Origin of the sequence: Myxococcus sp. AB036A (genome assembly GCF_006547355.1) — a bacterium.
GTDB lineage: Bacteria > Myxococcota > Myxococcia > Myxococcales > Myxococcaceae > Myxococcus > Myxococcus virescens.
This window is the reverse complement of sequence record NZ_VHLC01000069.1, coordinates 37724-47628: the sequence shown is the minus strand read 5'-3', so window position 1 is coordinate 47628 and position 9905 is coordinate 37724. Positions and strand designations below refer to the sequence as shown.

Genomic DNA, 9905 nt, shown 5'->3' with positions numbered 1-9905 from the left:
TGAGCGTCTCGTGGGCTCGGAGATGTTATAAGAGACAGCTGTGAATCCTCCTGAAAGAAGGGGCGCGGCCCCACCGTCACCGACATTCGCCGTCGCGGGCAACTCTCCCGAAGCCTGCTAGGTCCAGTTGACTCGACCGTCGAATTAACATGACCTTCGAGAAACTGTGAAGCCCTCTGCCACTCGCAGCGGACAGGCCGCCCCAAGTGCGCCTATCCGGGGTGAAAGAGACCCCAGCCTCGGCCTCACACGCCGGGCTGGGGCAGCCCGCAAAGGAAACATGCATCGTGAGTAAAACCATTGACTGGGGGCCGATTCGCGCACTGGCGCGTCGTGTCCTCACCGAAGGAGAGCGCCTGGCCCTCACGAGGAAGGAGACGGCGCTGCTGAAGCGCACGGCCGCCGAGGTGGGCATCAGCGACGGCGAAGCCAAGAGCGCGCTCGCTACGGAAGAGGGAGCGCTGGGCCTGCTGCAAGAAGAGTCTCGGCGCATCCGCGAGGGCACTCGCCGGCTCATGGACGCGCTGCACCGGCTTTACCAGCACAAGGACAAGGGGGACTTCGTCAGCGCCCGCCAGGAGATGCGGGACGTGCTCGCCGTGGAAGTCGTGCCTCACTACCGCGCTATCATCGCCCAGGGGCAGCTCGACGCCATCGCCGACGAGCCGTAGCGACGAGCCGCAGGAGCACCCTCCAGCGAGGGCGCTTCGCTGCCCAGACTCAGGCTGGCGTCACCTTGTCGAAGGGACGCGCCACCTGCTTACCGTCGGAGACGCGCTCCACCTTCACCGTCTTCGCCTTCTCGTCGACCGCCTTCACCTTCGCATTGAAGGCGCCCCGCCCTTGCTTGTAGCGCACCTCCTGTCCCACCGCGAAGGAGACGGGTGCCTCGGGACTGGGACTGGAGCTGGGGGCTGCGGCCGTCGCGGTGCGGCCCGCTGCGCGCGGGCGCCCGCGGCTCTTCCGGGGCGAGGGCCCGGCCCGCGTAGGCTTCGGCGCGACCTCCTCCCTCGCCCACTTCCGCACAGGCACCGAGGGGGTGCGCTTCGACGCGGGCGCCGAGGGCGTGCGGCCTCAAGTGTGCCAATTGGACCCATGCGGCCCTGGCCGACTTCCTAGACAAACGAACGGGCATCCGCGTGCGTGAGACGGCCATGGGTGACTTCTGCCGCCGTGGCGTGCGCCCCTACCGGTCCACCTACCGCTTCCTGCGGGCCGACGCCACATGCCAGCAGAGAGCCCTCGATGAGTTGAGGGGAAAAAACGCCAAGCCCAGCAAGGCGTCATTGTCCTGTTGAGCCAAGACGAGGGACGCTTCCCCATGGTACCCACTCTGACGGCCACCTTGGGACTTAAAGGAGAGCGCCCCGTGGCTGGCACCCGCGACTGCACGGATGTGATGCACACACTTGCCGCAATCAACGTCATCACCGGTGCGCTAACCAGCCGCCTCTACGGCATCCGCGTTGGCACTCGCCGCAAGGACAGCCTGTCCAAGACGAAGCGGATGCAGGTGGCCTTTGCGCACCACCTGCTCGACATCGCCCGCGCCAACTCAGCCGACGAGTACCCGGAAGTAGTCATTGTCATCGACAACGCGCCCTGGCACCGGGGGCAGCCCGTGGACTGGGCTTTGCGGCGACACCCTCATCTAACATTGTATTGGCTGCCACTCTGAAGCCCGCAGCTTCAGCCCGTTGAGCGACTGCGGTGCCCTCTGCGCGGACATACCACTCACAACCTTCTCTTCGACGAGATGACCGAGCTTCAGGACTCGTTACGCTCAGGGTTTACCTACTATTGGGCGTGGCCCCAGGCGGTGCTCAAGATTCTCGGCTCGTTCTGGAACCCGACCACTTCAGCCGAGGCGTGAATCAGCACATCCTTGGCCGAAAGGATACGGCACTTTAGGCGGATTGCTTTTTCGGACTGTGAGCCCAATGCTTGCCGCAGTTCTGGCAATAAATGAGCCGGGACCGCTCGACGGAGGAGAACTGCAATGGCAAACATTACCGTCTACTACGAGGAAGATTTCAACGGTACGCACGTCGATCTGCCGCCTGGCAACTACACCCGGGCCCAGTTGGAGGCGCGGGGCATCGGGAACAACACCATCAGCTCGGTGAGGGTGCCGCCTGGCGTGAAGGCCGTCCTCTTCAAGGACGATAATTTCACCGGCGACCAGCTCGAAGTGGTGGCCAATGCCGAGTCGCTGGGCGCGCTGAACAACAACACCTCCAGCATCAGGGTCATCACCGTGCCCGTGCAGCCCAGGGCCAGGTTCTTCTACAAGGAGCAGTTCGAGGGCAAGGAGGTGGACCTGCCTCCTGGCCAGTACCTCCAGGCCGATCTGGAGCGGTACGGCATCGACAACAACACCATCAGCTCGGTGAAGCCGGTGGGCTTGACTGTCATCCTCTACAAGAACGACAACTTCTCCGGCGAATCGCTGACCGTGACTGCCGACGCCTCGAGCCTGGGCGCGCTGCACAACAACACCTCCAGCATCAAGATCTCCTGACGTTGGCGCGCCGGCATTCCAGGTGACGGTCCCTGCCTCGGGGACCGCCACCCTTTCGCCCCCAGTGACTCTCGAATCACCTGCATCCATGACAGTAGAGTGCGGCCTCCACTCGGTGACCCCATTCACGCTCACGGCCGAGCTGGTGCCCTATTCGTCTGCACGCGCTCGCCCCTCCAGCCGAAGACGGCGAGCGCACGCGCCACGTCCGCGTACCAGGGCAGCCCTGGTAAGTCCTCGGGCACCAGCGCGCCGATGAGCGAGCGTGGAGCGCCGCCCCCCTCTTCGAGCCGCGCCGAGTTCTCCTTCGCGGAGGACTGTGGTCGGGCCGCGCGGGGCCGCGATGAGTGCCAGGTCTGGAGGTTGCGGAATGCGAGGAAGGCAAAGAGCAACGTCATGTACCTGCGGTCATACGACGCGGCAGCGACCGCCAGGAGATGCGGGAAGTGCTAGCCGTGGAGGTCGTTCCCCACTACCGCGCCATCGCCCAGGGGCAGCTCGACGCGCTGGCCGACGAGCAGTGACGGCGAGTGCGGAGCGCCTTGTGCAGCGGTGGGCCGGGCGACGGCGGCGCCCGTGCCCTGGACTACGTGCCACAAGAGCGCCCTCCGAAGAGGGCGCCTCGCGACCCAAACTCAGGCTGGCGTCACCTTGTCGAAGGGGCGCACAACCTTCGTGCCGTCGGAGACACGCTCCAACGTCAACGTCTTCGCTTTCTCGTCGATTGCCTTCACCTTCGCCGAGAAAGTGCCCCGCCCCTGCTTGTAGCGCACCTCTTGACCCTCCGAGTATGAGGCAGGCGTCTCGGGGCTGGGACTGGAGCTGGGGGCGGCGGCCGGCGCTGTGCGTCCCGCCGCGCGCGGGCGCCCGCGGCTCTTCTGCTGCGAGGGCCCGGCTCGCGTGGGCTTCGGCGCGGCCTCCGGCCTCACATACTTCCGCACGGGCACCGAGGGCGTGCGCTTCGGCGTGGCCGCGGGCTCTGGCGCGGGTGCGTGCTTCGCCGTGGGCACAGGCGCGGGCGTGCGCTTCTGCACGGGCGCCGATTGGGCGCGGCCAGGCTCAACGCCCAGGAACCGAGCAATCCGCTCCAGCAACTCCACCTGCCGCTCTTGCAGCTCCAGTTGCCGGCCCAGCGTCTTCTCCACCGCCTCCGCCACCGCAGCTTGGATGATGCTCTTCATGTCGCTCTGCATGTGCTCTCGCTCACTTTCTGCGCGGGGCGTACAGCCCGCGCACTCTCAACACGGACAACAATTCAGCCTCTTGCACTCACGCTACACCAAGAAGTCCAGGCATCCGGACTCCCGTCTCAAAATGAAGCCTTCACCTCACGCCACCGCTCGCGCTGCGCTTCCCACGTCCCCGCGTGCGCAATGGCCCGGAGGCCTCGCTCGCTGAGAGGCTCCTCCCCTTCCACAGCCTCCAAGAAAAGCACCTCCTCCTGGATGTCGGGCGCCAGCAGCAGCAAGTCCAGCAAGTGCGTCACACGCGCTCGGGTAAAGCCGAGTTGACCTGCGACCTCCGCTGCGCTCGCCACGAGGCCCCGCCCAATGACGGACTCCACATGGTGCGCCAGGGCCAGCATTCGCGCGACGTGTGCGGGCCGTCGCGCCACCTCTCGCGGCGGGGGTGGCGCGCCCCCTCGGAGGCGCACCGCCTTCGCGTGACGCACGCGGTGGAAGTGCGCGCTGACGAGGCCGGCCTCCGCCGGCCCAGACTCGGAGCTCGCGCTCACGCCGCCACCTCCTCGCGCCCAGTCGCTGCGGCCTCACCAATGTGGGCCATATGCACGTCGACCTTGCCCGTCGCCTCGTTCACCACCACCCGGCCGACGAGGGCCCGCAGCAGGCGCCCCCGATTCGTAGAGGTGAGGGCATCCCACACCGCGTCGAAGTTCCCCAGGGCCTGGGCCACCCACGCAGCCTCCACCCTCTCCCCCTCAATGGCGTCCAGGGCGCGCTCCACCTCCGCCAGCCGCTTTCGCATGCCGGCGACCTCCTCTTCCGCGGCCGTCAGCTTCTCCTCAACGAGGCGCCGGGCTGGGCCCTCCAACTTGGAGAGGGAGTCCACCCACTTCGCGGACTCCCCAGCACGCTTGGCCAAGTCCCTCGGCAACTGCGCGCGCTCGGCGCGCAGGGCCTGGTGTTTCTCCTCCAGCCGCGCCGTGAGGCGGGCATGCACCTGGGCGGAGAAGCCGTCACCTACCGAGACTTCCCGCAGCTGAGCGACGACGAAGTCCTCCAGGGCGGCTGCCGGAAGGGGCGCGGCCCGGCACCCCTCCTTCCCCTGCTTGTCCCGGGTGACGCAACGGTAGTAGCGGTACTCGCGCTCGCCCTTGCGCGTGCTGCCGGGCGTCATCGCCTCACCGCACAGGCCGCAGCGCAACAGCCCTCGCAGCACGTAGTCGGGGTTGCGCCCGTGGTACTGGATGCCGGGGCCATCCAGCATGTCCTTCACGCGGTGGAAGGTGGCCCTGTCCACAATCGGCGGGTGCTCGCCCGGGTGCGTCTCGTCGCCATACGGAACGAAGCCCGCGTACAGGGGACTCCTCAAGAGGCGCAGCACATCCTGCGTCGTCCACTTCCGAGCTGCGCGCGTGGCACCACTCTGGGCCTCGTACCGCTTCGTCCTGCGCCCCGTCTCGTTGAGGAGGCGCGCCACCGCCGAGGCCTGCTGGTGCTGGAGGTACAGCTCGAAGGCCTCCCGCACCACCACCGCCTCGTACTCATTCACCACGAGGCGCTTGTCCTTCACCTCGTAGCCCAGCGGCGCGCGCCCTCCCGTCCACTTCCCCTTGCGCCTCGCGGCAGCCACCTTGTCCCGCGTCCGCTCCGAAATCATCTCCCGCTCGAACTCGGCGAAGGACATCAGCATGTTCAGCGTCAGCCGCCCCATGGCGTCCGCCGTGCTGAAGTTCTGCGTCACCGAGACGAAGGAGGCGCCCGCCGCGTTGAAGCGCTCCATGACTTTCGCGAAGTCGAGGAGGCTGCGGGAGAGGCGGTCCACCTTGTACACCACCACCACGTCCACCCGCCCCGCGTCCACGTCCTGCAGCAGCCGCTGGAAGGCGGGCCGCTCCATGTTGGCGCCGGTGAAGCCACCATCGTCGTAGCTCTCATCCACCAACACCCAGCCGGGCTGGCGCTGCACGTAGGCGACACAGGACTCGCGCTGGGCGTCGAGCGAGTTGAACTCCATCTCCAGGCCCGCGGCGGTGGACTTGCGCGTGTAGACGGCGCAGCGCTTCGCGTCCGAGGGCGGCAACTTGCTCTTCCTCATCTTCCCTCCGAATCCTCGGGCGTCGGCTCCCGAGGCTCGACGCTCGGCGACTGAGTCTTCCCGGCGAGCTGCTCCGCCACGGCCACCAGCCGCTCCATGTTGTCGTTGAGGCGCTTCAACTCACGGACGAGCCCCGGCACCGTCGACTCGTAGAAGCGCTGGCCCATGTACGTTTGAAAGAAGGCGGGGCCGCTCATGACGTTACCGCCTTGGGGCAGCCGGCCTTGAGGCCGAAGAAGGAGAAGCCATTCCAGGCCGTGCCCGTAATCAGCTTGGCCACGCTGGAGAGGCTGCGGTGAAGCTGGCCCTCGTATTCAATGCCGTCCTCGCGCACCGTCACCCGGTAATGCGTGCCCTTGAACACGCGCGTCAGCACCGTGCCCGGCGGAGGCAGGCGCGCGTCGCGCCCGTCCACCGGAGCAGGAGCAGGAGGAGGGGGCGGCGGCGTCGCGGGCTTAGTCTCCTCCACCTGTCGCATCCGCCAGCGCTCGGGCAACTTGTCGCCCAACTCCGAAATACGCGCGACGGCGCGCGCGGAGAGCCCCCCTTCGGCCAGCTCCTGAATCCGGAAGGCCAGGCGCTTCTTCAGGTAGTCCCGGTTGCGGCTGCGCGTGGGCTCGCCGTACAGCTCCAGGTACTTCTCCGCCAAATCCGGCACCGACATGCTGGCCAGCGCGGCCAGTTGCTGTGGCACGTCCGCCAACTGCTTGCGCGCGGCGCGCGCAGTCTCCTTCTTCGCCACGGTGTCTCCTTTGCCCGGGGCAGCACGCCCTCGGGCGAAGGCCATGGACGCTCTGTCCCCAGAAGAAGACAAGTCGAGAGTCTGCGGTTCAGCCATGCGCGCCCTCCTCCGCTCCCCACACGTGCGTCTGTCGTTGCGGCTGCGTATGCCGGCGCAACCACAACTCCCAGAGAGCCTCGGACAGCACGTCCACCGCATCCTCGCGGCGTTGCTGCACGGGGCTCGCCGGACAACTGCTACGCCCAAGGGTCGACTTCCGTCGTCTCCGCGGCAGTCGTGGCCGTGTTCACCTCCGGCTCGCCCGCCAGCTTCTGGAGTGCGTACATCGTCCGCTTCTTGCGGTCCTGGTTCCTCACCACCACTCGCAAGTCGCCAAAGACTCTATCCCTCGCCGTTTGCAGCGCGCGGCCCAGGCGGCTCTGCTGTGAGCGAGGGCCGCCCTCGCCTCGCACCTGCAGCATCAGCTCGTCCTTCTCGCACAGCTCGTTGAGGCTGGAGACGAGCACCTCTGCCGTCCCGTGTGCCGCCCACCAGGCCTGCACGAATTCACGCCAGGACTCCCCTTCGACGTCCGCATTCGCATACAGCTCGTCGAGGTTGCCGAGGAAACCCTCCACTCCAGCCACCTTGAGGAGGCCGCCCATGACGGCCGCCCAGTGCTCGAAGGAGCCCAGCCGCTCTTTCCCCAGGGGCCTCCCCACGGCAATCCACGCCTGCACGAGCGTCAGGGCCGCGCGCACCAACTCGCTCCGGTGCTCCTTCACCCAAGGAATAATCGGGTCGTGCTTGAAGTCGGTCCGCGTCCAAGCCCTGTCCAGCTTGGGGTCGATGCGGATGCGCACGGAGCGACGGGCGATGTCCTTTGAGAGCCTCGGGTTGTTGCCGGTGAGCATCCACATGGCGGCATTGGGCAGCGTCAGCTTCTGCGTCTTGCCCAGGAGGCGGTCCGTCCAGGACGTACTCGTCAGCATGGCTGCGAGGGCCGCGGAGGAGAGCGTCGCCTTCTCATTGGCGTTGTCGAGGAGGATGAGGGGGCGCGCCAAGGCGAGCTCGGCGGTGAGCGTCTTTCGAATCTCCTCTTCATTCTCAGGCAGAGTGCCAATGGCGCACGCCCTGCCCGTCACCACCCACGAGACGAGGTTGCACAAGAGGCCCTTGCCGGAGCCGACAGCTGGCGCCTCCACCACGTGGAGAGGGGTGCAGCCCTCAATCATCCGGCGGACGAAGGGGAGGAGGACGGCGGCGAGGGCATGTGCCCTGTCGCTGGGGTGGGCGAAGGGGAAATCCACGAAGACGTCGTCAAAGAAGAGGGCCCGTGCGGCTGCAACCTCCTCGGGTGTCGGCCGCTCCGGCACGGCGCCGAGGTGGAGGGCGGGGGTGGGCTCCAGCCAGAGTCTGTCCTCCCGGTGCAGTCCGGGCGTCAGGAGGAGCTTCCCGTCCTGGCCGAATACCGGCGTGGTAATGACGGCCTCCACGGGAGGGAGGCCCGGAGGCGGGTACGCGAGGAAGTCCCGCGCGACGTCCTTCGGCGGGAAGACGGAGTGCGGCCTGCCCTCGACTTCCGCTACCCACGTCGCCTCCCGGAGGAGGACTCCGTAGACAGCGGCCTCCGTCATCTCGGAGAGAATGGGCGCCTCCTTCTCGGGCTGGGCGAGCTGCGCGAGGGCGTTGCCTCGCACGAAGAGTGGCGCCGCCTCGTTGGCGAAGCCCTGCGTGCTGGCCGCCTTCATGCGGCGCTCATTCGCCTGCACCACCGCCTGGCGTGCCTCGGTGACAATGGCCCAGAGTTGGCGGTTGCCCACGTTGATTTCCGGGCGCACGGCGGACGCACGACGCTGAGCCGTGGCCGCCGCCTCCTTCTGCGCCACCACCCCCTTGAGGTTGGCGTTGAGGGCCCGCCTCCGGAGGCCAAACTTCGCCGAAATGGCCTCCAGCACGACGTCGGCCCGCACGGCGGTGCACGTCTGCAGTGAGGCCAGGAGGGGCGCCAGCGCCTTGTCCAAGTCGGCCTTGGGCGCGCTCTCGGGAATGTCGTCCAGCATGTACTCCGGGTACCCCCTCGCGCGGCCGAGGACTTCGTGGAGCGCCGCGGCGCCGTGCGTCGTCACAAACGCGTTGACGTCCACCTTCTCGGTGCCCTGCGAACGTGGAAGCAGGGCGAGGCACGCCTCGCGCCCCTCGGCCCAGAGGGCCGCGGCAGTCTCCCTCGCGCCCGCCTCTCCGGCGCCGCTGGCCTCGGCGTCATTGCAAATGACGACGCGCCTGGCGTCGCGCGTGAGTCTCAGCAGCCGGGGAATGTCCTGCTTGCGAAAGCGCGTCGTGGCCGGAGAGAGGCAAGCAATGCCCGCCTGCATGGCGCTGATGCAGTCGGTGACGCCCTCCGTAATCAGCAGCGTGTCGGCCTTGCGTGCCGCGTCCTCGTTGTAGAAGTAGTCGTTGCGGACGGTGGGCGAGACGTAGGGGTGCCGCTCCGAGTGGGTGAGGAGCTTCTTGTACTTGGCCTCCTCCCTCGTGTGTTGCGTCGCCCGGGCGATGAAGTAGACGACGCGGCCCCCCTTCCAGTACGGGAAGACGAGGCGCTCCCGGAAGAAGTCCTCGACGCGGCCGCCCGGCAGTTGGACGAAGAGTCCCGTCTTGAGGGCCGCCTCGCGGCTCGCGCCCAACGCCTCACTCAGGTGCGCGAAGAGGCAGCCGTCGGCCCACCCCAGCTTGAGGCTGTCCACCACCTCGTCGGTGAAGCCGTAGTGCTGGTTGAAGGACTCCTCGCGGAGTTTCGCGGGCAGGCGGCGGTGGTAGTAGTCGGCAGCGGCCGTGAGGAGTCGCTCGACTTCGCGGCGCTCCACCAGTGCCTCGAACTCCCCCGCGTAGGACTCGTCATCGGGCGAGGGTGGGGAAATGCCGACGCGCTCAGCCAGCCGGAATACCGCCTCCTTGAAGCCAACCTTCTCCCTCTCCTGGACGAAGTTGAAGACGTCGCCCCCCAGGCTGCCGCCGTTGGAGAAGTCGCGCCACGTCTGAGTAGTGGGCCACACCACGAAGGAGGGCGTCTTCTCCGGATGAAAGGGTGAGAGTCCCTTGAGGGTGCTGCCCGAAGGGCGCAACTCGACGTGGGCCCCGACGACGTCGGTGATTTCCGAGCGGCTCCGCACCTGCTCCACAAAGGCGCGAAAGCTCATGGGGCCTGCACCTTGGGGCTGTGCCTCGTCGCCGCGGCGTCCGGCCCTCGGCGCCCGGCAGGTTGGCGCGCACGTCCCGCCAGCCTGGCGCCGAGGCGCCGCTGCGCAATGACTGTTGGGAGGCCGAGGGCACGAGAGGCAGCGCGCCCCTCGTCCCCACGGCGCGCGGAGAAGGAGTCCTGCATGG

10 protein-coding genes and 2 pseudogenes are annotated in these 9905 nt (G+C 67.6%); 4 read left to right on the top strand and 8 right to left on the bottom strand.

Features of this window, described 5'->3' with window-relative positions; genetic code table 11:
• Positions 1 to 287: 287 nt before the first annotated feature.
• Positions 288 to 671, top strand: a complete 384-nt coding sequence (locus tag FL344_RS25460) for a DUSAM domain-containing protein (protein ID WP_141620348.1) — start codon at positions 288 to 290, stop codon at positions 669 to 671.
• A 49-nt stretch (positions 672 to 720) separates the two neighbouring features.
• Here the strand turns inward: FL344_RS25460 and FL344_RS25455 are convergent.
• Positions 721 to 1071: pseudogene (locus FL344_RS25455) on the bottom strand (PspA); the annotation flags it as partial.
• A 298-nt stretch (positions 1072 to 1369) separates the two neighbouring features.
• Here FL344_RS25455 and FL344_RS25450 point away from each other — a divergent pair.
• The gene (locus FL344_RS25450; protein WP_141620347.1) at positions 1370 to 1678 is read left to right on the top strand and encodes a hypothetical protein; all 309 of its coding nucleotides are present in this window, start codon (positions 1370 to 1372) and stop codon (positions 1676 to 1678) included.
• A gap of 321 nt (positions 1679 to 1999) precedes the next feature.
• Positions 2000 to 2521 carry a beta/gamma crystallin-related protein gene (locus FL344_RS25445; protein WP_141620346.1) on the top strand — a complete coding sequence of 174 codons (522 nt, stop codon included), beginning with the start codon at positions 2000 to 2002 and terminating at the stop codon, positions 2519 to 2521.
• Positions 2522 to 2652: 131 nt separating this feature from the next.
• Here the strand turns inward: FL344_RS25445 and FL344_RS38650 are convergent, their stop codons facing one another.
• Entirely contained in the window at positions 2653 to 2919 is a 267-nt protein-coding gene (locus tag FL344_RS38650; protein WP_194863248.1) for a hypothetical protein, read from the bottom strand.
• 24 nt (positions 2920 to 2943) lie between these two features.
• Between FL344_RS38650 and FL344_RS25440 the strand changes: the two are divergent.
• Positions 2944 to 3045: pseudogene (locus FL344_RS25440) on the top strand (DUF2379 family protein); the annotation flags it as partial.
• Positions 3046 to 3156: 111 nt separating this feature from the next.
• Here FL344_RS25440 and FL344_RS25435 read toward each other — a convergent pair.
• From FL344_RS25435 to FL344_RS25410, 6 genes are all read right to left on the bottom strand, one after another.
• Positions 3157 to 3714 carry a PspA gene (locus FL344_RS25435; protein ID WP_141620345.1) on the bottom strand — a complete coding sequence of 186 codons (558 nt, stop codon included), beginning with the start codon at positions 3712 to 3714 and terminating at the stop codon, positions 3157 to 3159.
• Between the two features lie 116 nt (positions 3715 to 3830).
• Positions 3831 to 4256 (bottom strand): hypothetical protein, encoded by a 426-nt coding sequence (locus FL344_RS25430; protein ID WP_141620344.1) that lies wholly within the window; start codon positions 4254 to 4256, stop codon positions 3831 to 3833.
• Positions 4253 to 5800, bottom strand: coding sequence for a recombinase family protein (locus FL344_RS25425; protein WP_141620343.1), 1548 nt, complete (start codon positions 5798 to 5800; stop codon positions 4253 to 4255). Before FL344_RS25425 ends, FL344_RS25430 begins: the two co-directional genes overlap by 4 nt.
• Positions 5797 to 5997, bottom strand: coding sequence for a hypothetical protein (locus FL344_RS25420; protein ID WP_141620342.1), 201 nt, complete (start codon positions 5995 to 5997; stop codon positions 5797 to 5799). The genes FL344_RS25425 and FL344_RS25420 overlap by 4 nt, the downstream gene beginning before the upstream one ends.
• Entirely contained in the window at positions 5994 to 6542 is a 549-nt protein-coding gene (locus FL344_RS25415; protein WP_141620341.1) for a DUF2924 domain-containing protein, read from the bottom strand. The genes FL344_RS25420 and FL344_RS25415 overlap by 4 nt, the downstream gene beginning before the upstream one ends.
• Before the next feature lie 236 nt (positions 6543 to 6778).
• Positions 6779 to 9718: a CHC2 zinc finger domain-containing protein gene (locus FL344_RS25410; RefSeq protein ID WP_141620340.1), complete on the bottom strand. Its 2940-nt coding sequence runs from the start codon at positions 9716 to 9718 to the stop codon at positions 6779 to 6781.
• Positions 9719 to 9905 lie beyond the last annotated feature (187 nt).

Bases quoted from the DNA above. Each gene is read 5' to 3' on its own strand.
- FL344_RS25445 (WP_141620346.1), top strand. From the start codon at position 2,000: ATGGCAAACATTACCGTCTACTACGAGGAAGATTTCAACGGTACGCAC.
- FL344_RS38650 (WP_194863248.1), bottom strand. From the start codon at position 2,919: ATGACGTTGCTCTTTGCCTTCCTCGCATTCCGCAACCTCCAGACCTGG.
- FL344_RS25435 (WP_141620345.1), bottom strand. From the start codon at position 3,714: ATGCAGAGCGACATGAAGAGCATCATCCAAGCTGCGGTGGCGGAGGCG.
- FL344_RS25425 (WP_141620343.1), bottom strand. From the start codon at position 5,800: ATGAGGAAGAGCAAGTTGCCGCCCTCGGACGCGAAGCGCTGCGCCGTC.
- FL344_RS25420 (WP_141620342.1), bottom strand. From the start codon at position 5,997: ATGAGCGGCCCCGCCTTCTTTCAAACGTACATGGGCCAGCGCTTCTAC.
- FL344_RS25410 (WP_141620340.1), bottom strand. From the start codon at position 9,718: ATGAGCTTTCGCGCCTTTGTGGAGCAGGTGCGGAGCCGCTCGGAAATC.